This window comes from Streptococcus sp. ELY_125, assembly GCF_058314535.1.
The window spans coordinates 40,304-54,580 of record NZ_JBZFUM010000016.1 but is presented as its reverse complement, the minus strand read 5'-3'; the positions used below and the strand labels follow the sequence as shown (position 1 = coordinate 54,580).

13 protein-coding genes, 18 tRNA genes, 1 rRNA gene and 1 pseudogene are annotated in these 14,277 nt (G+C 39.6%); all 33 read left to right on the top strand.

The window, feature by feature from the left end:
• The first annotated feature begins 8 nt into the window (after window positions 1-8).
• The 33 genes and pseudogenes from rrf (at window position 9) to purC (ending at window position 14,245) form a co-directional block, all read left to right on the top strand.
• Window positions 9-124 (top strand): 5S ribosomal RNA (gene rrf / locus AC4HAL_RS07540).
• A 114-nt stretch (window positions 125-238) separates the two neighbouring features.
• Window positions 239-311 (top strand) — tRNA-Val (locus AC4HAL_RS07535).
• Window positions 312-433: 122 nt separating this feature from the next.
• Window positions 434-506, top strand: a tRNA-Asp gene (locus tag AC4HAL_RS07530).
• Between the two features lie 138 nt (window positions 507-644).
• Window positions 645-717 (top strand) — tRNA-Lys (locus AC4HAL_RS07525).
• A 5-nt stretch (window positions 718-722) separates the two neighbouring features.
• A tRNA-Leu gene (locus tag AC4HAL_RS07520) sits at window positions 723-804 on the top strand.
• Window positions 805-816: 12 nt separating this feature from the next.
• A tRNA-Thr gene (locus AC4HAL_RS07515) sits at window positions 817-889 on the top strand.
• A 3-nt stretch (window positions 890-892) separates the two neighbouring features.
• Window positions 893-964 (top strand) — tRNA-Gly (locus AC4HAL_RS07510).
• A gap of 8 nt (window positions 965-972) precedes the next feature.
• Window positions 973-1,058, top strand: a tRNA-Leu gene (locus tag AC4HAL_RS07505).
• 8 nt (window positions 1,059-1,066) lie between these two features.
• Window positions 1,067-1,140 (top strand) — tRNA-Arg (locus tag AC4HAL_RS07500).
• A gap of 15 nt (window positions 1,141-1,155) precedes the next feature.
• A tRNA-Pro gene (locus tag AC4HAL_RS07495) sits at window positions 1,156-1,229 on the top strand.
• Window positions 1,230-1,234: 5 nt separating this feature from the next.
• Window positions 1,235-1,308 (top strand) — tRNA-Met (locus tag AC4HAL_RS07490).
• Window positions 1,309-1,330: 22 nt separating this feature from the next.
• Window positions 1,331-1,404, top strand: a tRNA-Ile gene (locus AC4HAL_RS07485).
• A 22-nt stretch (window positions 1,405-1,426) separates the two neighbouring features.
• Window positions 1,427-1,516: transfer RNA gene (locus AC4HAL_RS07480), tRNA-Ser, on the top strand.
• 9 nt (window positions 1,517-1,525) lie between these two features.
• Window positions 1,526-1,599, top strand: a tRNA-Met gene (locus AC4HAL_RS07475).
• Window positions 1,600-1,617: 18 nt separating this feature from the next.
• A tRNA-Phe gene (locus AC4HAL_RS07470) sits at window positions 1,618-1,690 on the top strand.
• Window positions 1,691-1,695: 5 nt separating this feature from the next.
• Window positions 1,696-1,766: transfer RNA gene (locus tag AC4HAL_RS07465), tRNA-Gly, on the top strand.
• Between the two features lie 36 nt (window positions 1,767-1,802).
• A tRNA-Ile gene (locus AC4HAL_RS07460) sits at window positions 1,803-1,876 on the top strand.
• Window positions 1,877-1,881: 5 nt separating this feature from the next.
• A tRNA-Glu gene (locus AC4HAL_RS07455) sits at window positions 1,882-1,953 on the top strand.
• A gap of 5 nt (window positions 1,954-1,958) precedes the next feature.
• Window positions 1,959-2,046 (top strand) — tRNA-Ser (locus AC4HAL_RS07450).
• A gap of 67 nt (window positions 2,047-2,113) precedes the next feature.
• Entirely contained in the window at window positions 2,114-2,944 is an 831-nt protein-coding gene (gene mreC / locus AC4HAL_RS07445) for a rod shape-determining protein MreC (protein WP_491093658.1), read from the top strand.
• A gap of 1 nt (window position 2,945) precedes the next feature.
• Window positions 2,946-3,449, top strand: a complete 504-nt coding sequence (mreD, locus tag AC4HAL_RS07440) for a rod shape-determining protein MreD (RefSeq protein WP_491093657.1) — start codon at window positions 2,946-2,948, stop codon at window positions 3,447-3,449.
• Window positions 3,450-3,538: 89 nt separating this feature from the next.
• The gene (locus AC4HAL_RS07435; RefSeq protein ID WP_491093656.1) at window positions 3,539-4,885 is read left to right on the top strand and encodes a CHAP domain-containing protein; all 1,347 of its coding nucleotides are present in this window, start codon (window positions 3,539-3,541) and stop codon (window positions 4,883-4,885) included.
• Between the two features lie 122 nt (window positions 4,886-5,007).
• Window positions 5,008-5,976, top strand: a complete 969-nt coding sequence (locus AC4HAL_RS07430; protein WP_447453006.1) for a ribose-phosphate diphosphokinase — start codon at window positions 5,008-5,010, stop codon at window positions 5,974-5,976.
• 97 nt (window positions 5,977-6,073) lie between these two features.
• Window positions 6,074-7,249, top strand: a complete 1,176-nt coding sequence (locus AC4HAL_RS07425; RefSeq protein WP_491093655.1) for a pyridoxal phosphate-dependent aminotransferase — start codon at window positions 6,074-6,076, stop codon at window positions 7,247-7,249.
• Window positions 7,239-7,994 carry a DNA repair protein RecO gene (gene recO, locus AC4HAL_RS07420; RefSeq protein ID WP_491093654.1) on the top strand — a complete coding sequence of 252 codons (756 nt, stop codon included), beginning with the start codon at window positions 7,239-7,241 and terminating at the stop codon, window positions 7,992-7,994. The genes AC4HAL_RS07425 and recO overlap by 11 nt, the downstream gene beginning before the upstream one ends.
• 215 nt (window positions 7,995-8,209) lie before the next feature.
• Window positions 8,210-9,199, top strand: coding sequence for a phosphate acyltransferase PlsX (plsX, locus tag AC4HAL_RS07415; RefSeq protein WP_491093653.1), 990 nt, complete (start codon window positions 8,210-8,212; stop codon window positions 9,197-9,199).
• 12 nt (window positions 9,200-9,211) lie between these two features.
• Window positions 9,212-9,457 carry an acyl carrier protein gene (gene acpP, locus AC4HAL_RS07410; protein WP_491093652.1) on the top strand — a complete coding sequence of 82 codons (246 nt, stop codon included), beginning with the start codon at window positions 9,212-9,214 and terminating at the stop codon, window positions 9,455-9,457.
• Between the two features lie 300 nt (window positions 9,458-9,757).
• Entirely contained in the window at window positions 9,758-9,886 is a 129-nt protein-coding gene (locus AC4HAL_RS07405) for a hypothetical protein (protein ID WP_491093651.1), read from the top strand.
• Window positions 9,887-10,015: 129 nt separating this feature from the next.
• Complete coding sequence (locus tag AC4HAL_RS07400; RefSeq protein ID WP_491093650.1) at window positions 10,016-10,177, top strand: hypothetical protein; 162 nt, start codon at window positions 10,016-10,018, stop codon at window positions 10,175-10,177.
• Between the two features lie 376 nt (window positions 10,178-10,553).
• Window positions 10,554-11,012 (top strand): annotated as a pseudogene (locus AC4HAL_RS07395) (ATP-binding cassette domain-containing protein); the annotation flags it as partial.
• Between the two features lie 210 nt (window positions 11,013-11,222).
• Window positions 11,223-12,128, top strand: coding sequence for a helix-turn-helix domain-containing protein (locus tag AC4HAL_RS07390; protein WP_491093649.1), 906 nt, complete (start codon window positions 11,223-11,225; stop codon window positions 12,126-12,128).
• 250 nt (window positions 12,129-12,378) lie between these two features.
• On the top strand, window positions 12,379-13,077 hold the full coding sequence (locus tag AC4HAL_RS07385) for an ATP-binding cassette domain-containing protein (RefSeq protein ID WP_491093648.1): 699 nt from the start codon (window positions 12,379-12,381) through the stop codon (window positions 13,075-13,077).
• Window positions 13,078-13,537: 460 nt separating this feature from the next.
• A complete protein-coding gene (gene purC / locus AC4HAL_RS07380) occupies window positions 13,538-14,245 on the top strand; it encodes a phosphoribosylaminoimidazolesuccinocarboxamide synthase (RefSeq protein ID WP_491093647.1) in 708 nt (235 codons plus the stop codon).
• The last annotated feature ends 32 nt before the right edge of the window (window positions 14,246-14,277 follow it).

The following is a 14,277-nucleotide window of genomic DNA, read 5'->3' as shown; positions in this document are numbered from 1 at the left end:
ATTCATAGTTAAGTGACGCTAGCCTAGGAGAGACACCTGTACCCATGCCGAACACAGTCGTTAAGCCCTAGTACGCCTGAAGTAGTTGGAGGTTGCCTCCTGCGAGATAGGGGAGTTGCTTAGCATCATATAGGGAGTTTAGCTCAGTTAAAAGCGAGAGGGAATCGAGCTTTTAAACGGGGGATAGGGAAAGCGAAGCTTTCGACTGTTTCCCAGCTAGAGCTAAATTTTCGACCTAGGGAGTTTAGCTCAGCTGGGAGAGCATCTGCCTTACAAGCAGAGGGTCAGCGGTTCGATCCCGTTAACTCCCATGATTAAGTAATGAGAACGTAAAGAAAAGCGTATGATTTTAGGAAATAGGTAAGAAATCCTGATTTCTTAAGCCATTTATCTAAATCCCTAGCTTTTTAGTTCGAATACAATTACTTGAATAGGTCCCGTGGTGTAGCGGTTATCACGTCGCCCTGTCACGGCGAAGATCGCGGGTTCGATTCCCGTCGGGACCGTTCAAAATGTCTGGAAGACATTTTGAAGTTGGAAATAAAGTAAGCGTAGCTTACATGATCAGTATAATAGTCCAGTGGACTATTTCAATCTGGAAAAAGAACAAATGCAGTTTGTGTTGGTTCTTTAAAGCCAAGAAGGACTCGTTAGCTCAGTTGGTAGAGCATTTGACTTTTAATCAAAGGGTCACTGGTTCGAGCCCAGTACGGGTCATAGATGCGGGTTTGGCGGAATTGGCAGACGCACCAGATTTAGGATCTGGCGCTTAACGGCGTGGGGGTTCAAGTCCCTTAACCCGCATAAGAGAGATAGGCCGGCTTAGCTCAGTTGGTAGAGCATCTGATTTGTAATCAGAGGGTCGCGTGTTCAAGTCATGTAGCCGGCATTAGCGAACGTAGTTCAGTGGTAGAACATCACCTTGCCAAGGTGGGGGTCGCGGGTTCGAATCCCGTCGTTCGCTTGAGGATTGCCGGGGTGGCGGAACTGGCAGACGCACAGGACTTAAAATCCTGCGAAGGGTAACCTTCGTACCGGTTCGATTCCGGTCCTCGGCATAAGAGAAGCACCCTTGGCTCAACTGGATAGAGTACCTGACTACGAATCAGGCGGTTAGAGGTTCGAATCCTCTAGGGTGCATAGCGATAGCATATACGGGAAGTAGCTCAGCTTGGTAGAGCACTTGGTTTGGGACCAAGGGGTCGCAGGTTCGAATCCTGTCTTCCCGATTTTTGGCGGTGTAGCTCAGCTGGCTAGAGCGTCCGGTTCATACCCGGGAGGTCGGGGGTTCGATCCCCTTCGCCGCTATTACTAGAATATGGGTGGCTTTGGACCTTTAGCTCAGCTGGTTAGAGCACTCGGCTCATAACCGAGCGGTCGTAGGTTCGAGTCCTACAAGGTCCATATTGTTTAGTTATATTCAATCGGAGGATTACCCAAGTCTGGCTGAAGGGAACGGTCTTGAAAACCGTCAGGCGTGTAACAGCGTGCGTGGGTTCGAATCCCACATCCTCCTTTTACTTATCGCGGGATGGAGCAGTTAGGTAGCTCGTCGGGCTCATAACCCGAAGGTCGTAGGTTCAAATCCTGCTCCCGCAATACCTATGGAGGTAGGAAGGCTCGGTAGCTCAGTTGGTAGAGCAATGGATTGAAGCTCCATGTGTCGGCGGTTCGATTCCGTCTCGCGCCATTTTAGCGGGTGTAGTTTAGTGGTAAAACTACAGCCTTCCAAGCTGTTGTCGCGAGTTCGATTCTCGTCACCCGCTTTATAATGAAAATTATAAGTGCCAAACAGTTAGTTTGGGCGCATAGCTCAGCTGGTTAGAGCGCACGCCTGATAAGCGTGAGGTCGGTGGTTCGAGTCCACTTGTGCCCATGAAAGGTCCGTTGGTCAAGGGGTTAAGACACCGCCTTTTCACGGCGGTAACACGGGTTCGAATCCCGTACGGACTATTGTTGGAGAATTACTCAAGAGGCTGAAGAGGACGGTTTGCTAAATCGTTAGGTCGGGAAACTGACGCGGGGGTTCGAATCCCCCATTCTCCGTATTAGTTAAGAAAAACGAGTTATCGTGAGATATCTCGTTTTGTTTATTTTAAAAAAGAGGTTTCTTATGAAAAAAATTAGATTTTCCCGTGTAGTTACGTTTAGTGTGACAAGTGTATTAATTTTTTTAGTACTTCTTTTTTTTATCTTTCGCAATAGTTCAGTTATTAAAAAAGTAGCAACTCCTATTAATGGCGTAACTACGAAGATTGATCATTTTGTCTCTTATCCGTTTCGTTGGGCTTCATCAGCTAAGGATGAGATTGTAGAGCTCTTTAATGCCTATAGTGAAAATGAATCATTAAAAAAAGAGCTTGCCGAAATGAGAGATCAATCGTCAACAGTAGATTCTTTGACAGAAGAGAATAAAAGTTTGGCCAATGCATTGGAAATTGAAAAGGCTTTTTCCAGTTATGAAACTATTACTAGTGATGTAACAGTTCGTTCAACCTTATCTTGGTATGAGAATCTAACTGTTGGTGTCGGGAAAAATGATGGAGTTACAGATTCTATGCTAGCTGTCTCAGATGGCGGCTTGATTGGTAAGGTATCAGACGTATCACAATCGGGAACTACACTGCAGTTGATTTCTAATTCGGAAGGGACATACGAAATTCCCGTTAAATTTAGTAGCTCAGATGGTGATGTTTACGGCATATTAACGGGTTACAATTCCAAAAAGAATCTCTTGATCATAGAAGAGCTGAATGTCGATAAACCGATGAATGCTGGGGATAGTGTTACTACTAGTGGCCTAGATGGCAAAAGTATTCCTAGTATCAGTGTTGGTAAAATTTCTTCAATTAGTGATGCAAAGGAATTGAACAAGCGGAAAGTCTATGTTACTCCTACAGCGGATTTGGATAATATCAGTTATGTCACTTTGATTGGTAAATAAAATGAATTGGTTTAAAAATAAAATTTCAATATCACTTTTTGCTTTCTTACTTATGCTAATTGATGGTCACCTATCTGATATCTTTTCAACCCTAACTGGGCGTTCTATTATTTTACAGGTACATTTCTTGCTGATCTTTCTGTTTTTTGTGCAGAGGTATATAAATAATGCCTACTTTTCTTATTCATTAGCTTTTATACTAGGTCTTATTTACGATAGCTATAATCTCAATTTTATTGGTGTTGCTTTCTTTATATTACCGCTTGTTGTCTATATCATTAGAAAGTGGGGAAGACACTTCGTAACGGGACTTCGCAGAGCACAAGCCTTCTTCATTTTAATTACTTTATTTGAGACTGGTTGCTATGGATTGGCTTATCTTTACCATTTAACAACTTATGATTTTTTATCTTTTGTCACTTATCAATTGGTTGTTTCTTTATTGTTAAATTCTCTGATTTTTATAATAATAGATAAAATAATGCGTAGAAACGGCTTTAAATAAACATATAACTGTAACATATACGTAACAAAAGATGGACTAGTTTCTGGTATAATATAGTGGTCTTATCAATATGGGAGTAGTTTATTAACATGAAAAAACGTATTTTATCAACAGTATTGCTCAGTGGTGTTGCTCTTACAGCAGCAGCTACACATGTAAAAGCGGATGACTATGACTCAGCGATTGCTGGTCAAGATGCTGTTATCAGTAACTTAGCAGCACAATCACAAGCAGCTCAGTCACAAGCTTCATTGATCCAAGGACAACAAGCCGTACTTGAAGGTCAAAATGCTGAACTTGAGGCACAAAATTCTGCGCTTCAGACAGAATCAGCTACGCTTGCAGCTGAAATTCAAGATTTATCTGCTAAGATTGTTGCTCGTAATGCGTCTATTCAAGCACAAGCACAAAATGCTCAAAAGAATAATACAGCTTCAAGCTATATTAATACAATTCTGAATTCAAAATCAATTTCAGAAGCTATTAGCCGTATCGTTGCGGTACATGAAGTTGTATCTGCTAGCCAAAGTCAATTGGCTCAACAACAAGCAGATGAAGCTGCTCTTGCAACTAAGCAAGCTGAAAACCAGGCAGCTATGGATCAAGTTGCTGCAAACCAAGCAACTATTCAAGCTAATCAGTCTGCTTTAACTCAGCAACAAGCTCAGTTGGAAGCAGCACAAGCAGCACTTGCTACTGAAATTGCTACGGCTCAAGCTAATAAACAAGCGTTGGTATCTGCTAAATCTACCGCAGAATCACAAGCAGCAAGTGCATCGGCAGCGGCTTCAGTAGCAACATCAGAATCTGAAGTTGCAGCGGCATCTGAGGCAGCAGCACAATCTGAAGCTGTTGATCAACAAAATCAACAGCAGCCTGTTGATGAGCAATCTGCCTCAGCTGAAACTTCTGCATCTGAAGCAGCTGTAGAAGCACCAACTACTGAAAATTCAGAAGCTCCAGCTCAAGAACAAGAGGCTCAGCCAGCTCCTGAACAATCACAAACAGAAGAAGTTGCTGCAGCTCCTGCTCAAGAAGAAGCTCCGGCTGCACCTGAGGCTCAACCAGCCCCTGAAGCTCAGCCAGCTCCAGCCCCTGCTCAGGTTGATAATACTAACACTTACCCAGCTGGACAATGTACTTGGGGTGTTAAATCGTTGGCTTCATGGGTTGGTAATTATTGGGGTAATGCTAACCAATGGGGTGCAAGCGCTGTATCAGCAGGACACACGACTGGTTCTACACCACAAGTTGGTTCCGTCATTGTATGGCCTAACGATGGTGGTGGCTATGGTCACGTTGCTTATGTTACATCTGTTAATGGTTCTACTATTACTGTTAATGAATCAAACTATGCAGGTAACCAGTCTATTGGTGATTACCGTGGAAGCTTTGATGTTAACTCATCTGGTTCTCACTACTTTATCTATCAGTAAGAATATCGAAATGGGAAACGTTGAAAAAGCGTTTTCCTTTTTTATATCTTTGTATTTTATCGACATTGAAAATTTAGATGAAAAACGTTAAAATATTAGTGGATTAAATTTTGGAGGACGTCATGTCATTTAACAATTTGAAGCTCTTTGCCCTATCGTCTAATCAGGAATTAGCTGAGAAAGTCGCTGATTCTATTGGTATTTCACTTGGTCAGGCCACTGTCCGTCAGTTTTCTGATGGTGAAATACAGGTAAATATTGAGGAATCTATTCGTGGTCACCATGTATTTATTCTTCAATCAACAAGTTCACCAGTCAATACAAATTTAATGGAAATTCTCATAATGGTTGATGCACTTAAAAGGGCTAGTGCTGAAACTGTTAGCGTTGTGATGCCTTATTATGGATATGCACGTCAAGACCGAAAGGCACGTTCGCGTGAGCCTATTACATCTAAGTTGGTTGCTAACATGCTTGAGGTAGCTGGTGTTGACAGACTGTTGACAGTTGATCTGCATGCAGCGCAAATTCAGGGCTTCTTTGATATCCCAGTGGATCATTTGATGGGGGCTCCTTTGATTGCTGATTACTTTATCCGTCAGGGATTGGTGGGTAACGATGTCGTTGTTGTTAGTCCTGACCATGGAGGGGTGACGCGTGCGCGTAAATTAGCTCAATGCCTCCATACTCCAATTGCTATTATTGATAAACGTCGCAGTGTTGATAAAATGAATACCAGTGAGGTTATGAATATCATTGGTAATGTCAAAGGAAAGACTTGTATTTTGATTGATGACATGATTGATACGGCTGGGACAATTTGTCATGCAGCTGATGCTTTGGCTGAAGCAGGTGCAACTGAAGTTTATGCTTCTTGTACGCACCCTGTTTTATCTGGACCAGCCCTAGATAATATTGAGGGATCCGCAATTAAAAAGTTGGTCGTTTTAGATACGATTTATCTGCCTAGTGAGCGTCTAATTGACAAAATTGAGCAAATTTCAATTGCAGATTTGATTGGTGAAGCTATTGTACGTATCCATGAAAAGCGGCCGCTTTCCCCGCTATTTGAACTTGAAATTTCTAAATAAATATAGGAGGTCCGAACTTCGGACCTCTTTTAGTAAGGCTGAAAATTCTTTAGTTTTGCTGTATAATAGAATTACTTATTTACTAAGGAGTGGATTTATGGATTTAGCAAAGCGTTTCAATAAAAACTTGGAAAAAATAGAAGTTTCTTTAATTCGTCAATTTGATCAATCAATATCATCGGTTCCGGGGATTTTAAAAATGACACTGGGAGAGCCTGACTTTACGACACCAGATCATGTTAAGGAAGCAGCTAAGGCGGCCATTGACGCTAATCAAAGTCACTATACTGGTATGGCGGGTTTACCTGAACTGCGACAAGCTGCTTCTAACTTTGTGAGAGAAAAATATCGTTTGAACTATGATCCAGATTCTGAAATTTTAGTCACTATCGGTGCTACAGAGGCTCTATCTGCTACTCTGACTGCTATTCTGGAGCCTGGTGATGCTGTTTTGCTGCCAGCTCCTGCTTATCCAGGTTATGAGCCTATTGTTAATCTTGTTGGAGCTGAAATTGTTGAAATTGATACAACTGATAATGATTTTGTTTTGACACCTGAGCAATTGGAAAAGGCTATTCTGGAGCAGGGTGACAGATTGAAGGTTGTACTTCTAAATTATCCCACCAATCCTACAGGTGTAACTTATTCACGTGAGCAAATTAAGGCTTTTGCGGATGTTTTGGAAAAATATGATGTATTTGTGGTTAGTGATGAAGTTTATTCGGAATTAACTTATACTGATGAGGGACATGTTTCCATTGGGGAGTATCTACCAGATCAAGCCATTATTATCAATGGTCTATCTAAATCCCATGCGATGACGGGGTGGAGGATTGGCTTTATCTTTGCCCCTGAGATGTTTACACGACAGCTGATTAAAAGCCATCAATATTTGGTTACAGCTGCAACGACCAATGCTCAGTTTGCTGCTATTGAGGCTTTGACAGTTGGAAAAGATGATGCTCTTTCTATGAAGAGTGAGTATATTAAGCGTCGGGACTATATCATTGAAAAAATGGAAGAGATGAATTTTAAAATTATTAAGCCAACAGGGGCCTTCTATATTTTTGCTAAAATTCCAGTGGTAGAAGGGCAAGATTCCTTCCAATTTTTAAAAGATTTTGCTCACCAGAAGGCAGTTGCAATGATTCCAGGGGTTGCCTTTGGCCAATATGGAGAGGGGTATTTACGCATCTCTTACGCGGCTAGTATGGAGACGATACAAGAGGCGATGAAACGTTTGAAAGAATATATGGAGCAGTATGCAGACTAAGGAATCGCGAGGAATTGTTCTTTTTAATCGCAATTATCGAGAGGATGATAAGCTAGTCAAAATTTTTACAGAAACTTCAGGAAAGCGAATGTTTTTCGTGAAACATGTTAGTCGGTCTAAGCTTGTGTCTGCCATCCAGCCGTTAACTTTAGCGGATTTCCTAATGAAAATTAATGATAATGGTTTGTCTTACATTGATGATTATAAGGAAATGACAACTTTTAAGCATATTAATGAGGATATTTTTACTTTATCTTATGCTAGTTACGTACTTGCTTTGGCAGATGCTGCGGTTGCTGATGGTGTTTATGATTCTCAGCTTTTTGATTTTTTAGTAAAAACTCTAGAGTTAATGGAGCAAGGGCTTGATTATGAAATATTGACGAATATTTTTGAACTACAGCTACTCGATCGTTTTGGTGTACGTTTAAATTTTCATGAGTGTGTTTTTTGTCATCGCGTAGGGCAACGATTTGATTTTTCTCATAAATATTCAGGTCTTTTATGCCCAGAACATTATGAAAAGGATATGAGACGTAGTCATTTAGATCCTAATGTTCTCTACTTATTAGGTAGATTTCAAATTATTTCCTTTGAGGAATTACAGACGATTTCAGTGAAGCCAGAGATGAAGCATAAGATTCGACTTTTCTTAGATGATCTCTATGATACTTATGTTGGTATTCATCTTAAATCGAAAAGATTTATTGATGATTTGGCTAGCTGGGGGGATATTATGAAATAGCGGAAGGTCTGTGACATTGTCCAGTCCTTTTATAGTGTAGATAATCTACTACTGTAGTGAATTGCTTCTTTGTTTTTGGAAAGATTAATCCTGTGCTTTGCCCGCTAAAATCTTATTTATTTTATAATAGGAGTTATTACTAACTGGTGATGAAAATACAGCTGGTTTATGCTATAATACTGACACTGAATTAGGCTTAAAGAGAGGAATAATTGATGAAAACAATTGCTGTAGATGCAATGGGTGGTGATAAAGCTCCCCAGGCGATTATTGAAGGTGTTAATCAAGCATTGGAGGAGTTTGATGATATTCAGATTAAACTTTATGGGGATGAAACAAAAATAAAAGAGTATTTAGAGGCAGATGAGCGAGTTGAGATTATCCACACGGATGAAAAAATTAATTCAGATGATGAACCGGTAAAGGCGATTCGAAAGAAGAAACAAGCCTCAATGGTACTAGGAGCTCAAGCTGTTAAAGATGGTCAAGCTGAAGCGGTAATTTCCGCTGGGAATACGGGGGCCTTATTAGCAGCTGGCCTCTTTGTGGTTGGCCGTATTAAAGGAATTGATCGTCCAGCTCTTATGTCTACCTTGCCGACGATCGATGGTGGCAACTTTGATATGTTAGATTTGGGAGCTAATGCTGAAAATACGCCTCACCATCTTCATCAATATGCAATTTTAGGTTCTTACTATGCGGAAGCTGTACGTGGAGTAAAAAATCCGCGTGTTGGCCTTTTAAATAACGGGACAGAAGAAACTAAGGGGGATCCCCTTCGTAAAGAGGTATTTGAACTTTTATCCAAGGAATCTGCGATTAACTTTGTTGGGAATGTAGAGGCGCGTGAGCTGCTTAACGGTGTAGCAGATGTTGTTGTAGCAGATGGTTTTACGGGTAATGCGGTTTTGAAAACCATTGAAGGTACTGGTCTTTCTATTCTTAGTGCCTTGAAGACAGCTATCAAAACTGGCGGTGTTAAGGCTAAGCTTGGTGCTTATTTCATGAAAGACAGTCTCTATAGCCTGCGCAGTATCATGGATTATTCATCGGCTGGTGGTGCTGTGCTCATTGGGCTACAGGCTCCTGTGGTGAAGTGCCATGGTTCTAGTGATGCTAAATCGGTTTATTATACGATTAGACAGGTCAGAACTATGCTAGAGCATCAGGTTGTTGAAGAGATTGTAGAGGAATTTTCCGAATAGAAAGGGATAGCGATGACACGATCAGAGATATTTGCCAAAATTAGCCAGATGATTAAGGAACAGATGCATTTAGAAAGTTTGGAAGTTACAGAAGAGACCTCATTTAAAGATGAGCTTGGTGTGGATTCTATTGATTTGATGGAATTTGTAGTAAACTTAGAGGATGAGTTTGCTATTGAAATTCCTGACGATGATATTGAGGACATGACGACACTTGGCAATATGTTGGATTATTTAGCAACTAAGGTAGGGGAGTAAAGGCAAACTCGAAAGGGTTTGTTTTTTTATACTAGTTTCCCTTCTAAACAACGGCTTTCAAAAAATTAGGGAATTTATGATTAAAGAAAATCGAAATTTTTAGGGTTATTTTCTACTTCCCAGTTATAAGTACAGTACCTATCGTTTTGATTTTTAAATAGCATTAATTTTTAAATTGTTAGGGGATGACATCGATGTCTCTAGTTTTTTAAGCTGGCTTACTCTATAATAAAATCGTAGCAATGAAGAAGGGAAGTTGCTACTGATTTCAAAATTAATTGTGGAAGAAAGGAAAATATTATGTTTAACGAAAAGAATAATTCAAAAGAATTGACCAATCAAGAGTTTGCAGTAGTTCAAGGTGGTGGGTGGCTTAATGCCTTTAGGAAAGCTATTGATATTGTTAACCAGAGTGTTATTGTTTATTAGAAGAAATTAATTTTAGAGAAAGGATAGAGCTAAGGAAATTTTGTTAAGATGATAGCTTGAATCTTTGTAGCATTCACAAAGGTCGGGTGATTCAGTTGAATAACTAACTTTTCTAAGTTCCGGATTTTTATGATGAAAAAAATAGGTCGTATTAGTGCTTTATTATTAGCAGTATTATTAGTGGGATTATTAATATCAAAATTAATTTTAGGACAGGTAACACATCCAGCAGCTTTAATTGTTGTTGTTTTAGTCATAATAGGTTTGGGAAAAAGAGCCTTAGCCAACTGAATTATAATTTTTCACAAAAGGGTGATATTAATGTTATTGTTGAATTTAGAAACCTGAGGCTGGACAAAAACTCGTCCAGTCTTCCTGTTTTGTAATGAACCACTGCTGGCTGGTTTTCCTTTTGCCACAAGACCAAAGCGGAAAAACAAATGTGATGAACGCTGTTCATCTTATTTCCAATCTCCAAAGGTCCCCCAGACCTTTGGAGCTACGCGGGGGTGGGTTAAAAAGGTCTGGGAGGCCTTTTTAATCGGGAAATAAAGCTTGCAAAGCAAGTGTCAAAAACGGTCTGGGGAGAGACCGTTTCAGGTCACCACTTTAAAATTAGGGAGTGGTGAGAACCAAAATTTTCAATTTTTGGGTTGATCCCACTCCCTATATGCCACAACAATCGTATGTTTTTACAGGAACCATTTTAGAAAATCTATTGCTGGGGGTCTCTGGTGAAGTTGATGAGGAGTGTCTGATGGAAGCTTGTGCGGTAGCCGAAATCTTGGAAGATATTCAAGCTATGCCATTAGGTTTTCAATCCCAAGTCTCTGAGGATGGCGGTCTACCAGGTGGACAAAAACAACGTTTGGTAATGGCACGGGCCTTGCTTTCAAACCAGCCTATTTTAGTGTTTGATGAAGCTACTAGTGGACTTGATGGAGATACGGAGGAAAAGGTTATTAAGAATCTGACTCAAATCGACCGTACGATGGTCTTTGTTGCCCACCGAGGTAGTGTTTTAAATTACGCTAATCGAATTGTTAAGATTGAAGGTGGTCAAAAAGTTAGTGACCAATCTACTCAAAGATTATGGTGGCCACATCTAGGTCATGTTGCGGGTTAATGTTAGTACAAAAATAAATTCTTTTTCATAGATAGTATAAGCATTCTCAATTGATCTATAGTTGAGAATGTTTTTATATTATCGTTAAATACTGGGTTATTCTGTAGCGATTACGCCTCTGTTATTAAAATGAAATCTTTTTGATATTGATTAAAAAATAAGAACAAGGTATAATGTTGAGCTGATAATTATATGTGAGGGGGCATTCTTTTGGGGATTAAAGGGAGACTCGGGCAGCGAATTCGTGAAGTAAGGCAGGAGCGGAAGTTATCGCGTGACAATGTCTGCGGTAATGGTGAGAAATTGACCGTTCGCCAGCTAGTGCGTATTGAAAGTGGTGAGTCACTTCCTTCTATAGAAAAGTTAGAATACATTGCGCGAGTGCTCAATACAACGATGTCTGATCTACTGGAAGGTGATGATATCAAGATTCCAAGTGATTACTTTGAAAAGAAGCAGCGTATTATTAAGTTTCCCACTTATGGGGATCCAGACAGAGTTCAGCAGAAGCAAAAAATGATTGAGGAAATTTATGAGCAGTATTTTGAGCTTTTGCCTGAAGATGAGTTGCTCTTTTTAGATCTATCTGAGAATATTTATAATTCACTGTTGGGGGATAGGTTACCCAATATCGAGGAGATTTATGATGATGCCTTTGAACAAGTATTGAAAAAGAAGGTTTTTCAGTTCAATGATTATCTGTATTTAGGTTATTATCTGTTAAAGATTCAAAGGGAAAAGTACTACGATGCGGAAGTTCTTCAAAAGATTAAGCGCAAGCTTCTGCGGCAAGAGCCGACTTCTGACGAGCTCTATAATGTGGAACTTTTAGCGACCTTGATGGATATTATTAGCGTCCATGCGCATCACGATGATTACAGGGATGTTTTGTCCTTAGCGGAAAAAGCTGAGGAGGTGATTGAGCGGGCTCAGCTGCATACTTATAAGGCGGGTGTTTTAGAAGCCAAGGCGAAGTATTATATCAAAGTAAAAGGGAATAAAGAAAAGGCTAGAGAATTTTATAATCAGGCCTTGGCCTTTGGGCAGGTATTGGGAGACTCAGTTATCATTGAGGATATAAAAATGGAGATGAGAAATGATGGTTTAAGCAAATAGTGACATCGATGTCACTATTTTTTTGTGCTTAAGAACAGTATAATAGTACTTGTAAGTGAAAGAAAGGAGTTAGCTACTATGAAATCATTTTTTAAATCGCTAGTAACAGCAATTATTCTTGCTTGTCTCTGTGCACGTTAGAAGTATTTAGTAAAGGTTTGCGTAATAACTAGATTTTCGGTGGAAAATCTTGAAGAGGGGAGATATCTCAGGCTTAAGAATGGAGGGCTAAATCAGTTAACGTTATCATATGGTAAATCAACTTATAAATTTAGAAGAGATTCGTTATGGTTCTCGTATAGACAAAGGGGTATTACAGGATATCCATTTAACCATTAATAGGGGTGATAAGATTGCCTTGGTTGGGAAAAGTGGTTCTGGTAAGACAACTTTAGTTAAATTGATTGCGGGTTTTATAGAACCTAAGCAAGGGAAGATATACTATGATGGAGAACTTGCTGATTCATCAAATCTACGTCATTTAACAACCTATATTTCACAGAGAACCTATATTCTCAAGGGGACGGTTTTAGATAATTTATTGTTGGGGACTGAGAGCCAGATTGGTGAAGAGGCCTTGATAGCTGCTTGTTCCACCAGTGAAATCTTAGAAGATATTGAAGCCCTGCCACAAGGTTTCCAGACTTTTATCTCAGAGGATGTTTTGTCTGATGGTCAGAAGCAGCGCTTGGCTATTGCTAATGCCTTGCTTATTGGGCGTCCTCTCTTAATTTTTGATGTCGCTACTAGCCATCTGGATAGTGAGACTGAAGCGAGGGTCATTGAAAATTTAACTAGATTGGATCGTACGATGATCTTTGTTGCTCACAGGGGTAATACTATCAATTATGCTAATCGTATTGTCAAGATTGATAAAGGGCAAAAGGTTAGTGACCTTCCTAATTATCATGCCCGTTTTACACAGGCTGATTTGGTAGATCTCCGTTAATGGAAAATTAAAAGTGTTTTATTGAGCTGTATTCTAGGCTGAACTATTAATTTGTAAAAGGGACTGTGTCTTCCGTTACCGTGTAGGATTCAGTCCTTTTATTTTTACCTAATTTAAGAAATCAGCCTCCTTTAAAAATCTCAAATAATGAGCTCTTGTACTTATGACGCTAGCTCTGCTGGTCTTGTTTCCCTACTTCATAAGATTAGGGGGCTCTGCATCAGCGCTGCTAAATATTCGCTGGACTCTAAGATGTCTACGGGGTCTTATAATCTGATTTTTTTTTTTGAGTATAGGGAGATTTCTTATTAATACAGTCTTTAAAATAGTTTTAGGAAAGCAAAAACAGCAAAAACCGAACGATATAAAAATGTAATCTTTTAAATGTTTGCAAAATATTGAAATCAAAAATCTTATGTGTTAAACTTTAATATAATAAAAACGAAAGGCGAACTTTCTAATGAAAAAACAGTTGATTTATAGTGGTAAGGCGAAGGACATTTTTGATACAGAAGATGAGAATTTGATTGTGTCTGTTTACAAGGACCAGGCTACTATGCTCAATGGGGCTCGAAAAGAGACCATTCAAGGTAAGGGGGGACTGAACAATCAAATCTCATCTTTTATTTTTAAAAAATTGAATCAAGCAGGAGTTGCGACTCACTTTGTTAAATCTCTATCGGAAACTGAACAATTGAATAAGAAGGTTGAGATTATCCCTTTAGAAGTGGTGTTGCGTAACTACACTGCTGGTTCCTTCGCCAAGCGTTTTGGCTTGGAAGAAGGTAATAAGCTTGAAAGTCCAATTGTGGAATTTTATTATAAGAATGATGATTTGGATGATCCTTTTATCAATGATGAGCATGTCAAGTTTTTGGGGATTGCCAACGATGAACAGATTGCTTTTTTGAAAGCTGAGACTCGCCGCATCAATCAACTCTTGACAGATTGGTTCAACCAGATTGGTTTGACACTGATTGATTTCAAATTAGAATTTGGTTTCGATCAAAATGGGGACATCATCTTAGCTGATGAATTTTCACCGGATAATTGCCGTCTTTGGGATGAAAAAGGAAATCATATGGATAAAGATGTTTTTCGCCGGGATTTAGGGAATTTGACAGATATTTATCAGTTGGTATGGACTAAGTTGCAAGAATTGGTTTAAGTGCTCACGTGATAATTTTAAGAATTGAGGTT

Coding starts and splice junctions, on each gene's coding strand:
- mreC (WP_491093658.1), top strand. CDS start 2,114: ATGAAAAAAATTAGATTTTCCCGTGTAGTTACGTTTAGTGTGACAAGT.
- purC (WP_491093647.1), top strand. CDS start 13,538: ATGAAAAAACAGTTGATTTATAGTGGTAAGGCGAAGGACATTTTTGAT.
- AC4HAL_RS07435 (WP_491093656.1), top strand. CDS start 3,539: ATGAAAAAACGTATTTTATCAACAGTATTGCTCAGTGGTGTTGCTCTT.
- AC4HAL_RS07385 (WP_491093648.1), top strand. CDS start 12,379: ATGGTAAATCAACTTATAAATTTAGAAGAGATTCGTTATGGTTCTCGT.
- AC4HAL_RS07400 (WP_491093650.1), top strand. CDS start 10,016: ATGATGAAAAAAATAGGTCGTATTAGTGCTTTATTATTAGCAGTATTA.
- plsX (WP_491093653.1), top strand. CDS start 8,210: ATGAAAACAATTGCTGTAGATGCAATGGGTGGTGATAAAGCTCCCCAG.
- AC4HAL_RS07430 (WP_447453006.1), top strand. CDS start 5,008: ATGTCATTTAACAATTTGAAGCTCTTTGCCCTATCGTCTAATCAGGAA.
- AC4HAL_RS07405 (WP_491093651.1), top strand. CDS start 9,758: ATGTTTAACGAAAAGAATAATTCAAAAGAATTGACCAATCAAGAGTTT.
- acpP (WP_491093652.1), top strand. CDS start 9,212: ATGACACGATCAGAGATATTTGCCAAAATTAGCCAGATGATTAAGGAA.
- recO (WP_491093654.1), top strand. CDS start 7,239: ATGCAGACTAAGGAATCGCGAGGAATTGTTCTTTTTAATCGCAATTAT.
- AC4HAL_RS07425 (WP_491093655.1), top strand. CDS start 6,074: ATGGATTTAGCAAAGCGTTTCAATAAAAACTTGGAAAAAATAGAAGTT.
- mreD (WP_491093657.1), top strand. CDS start 2,946: ATGAATTGGTTTAAAAATAAAATTTCAATATCACTTTTTGCTTTCTTA.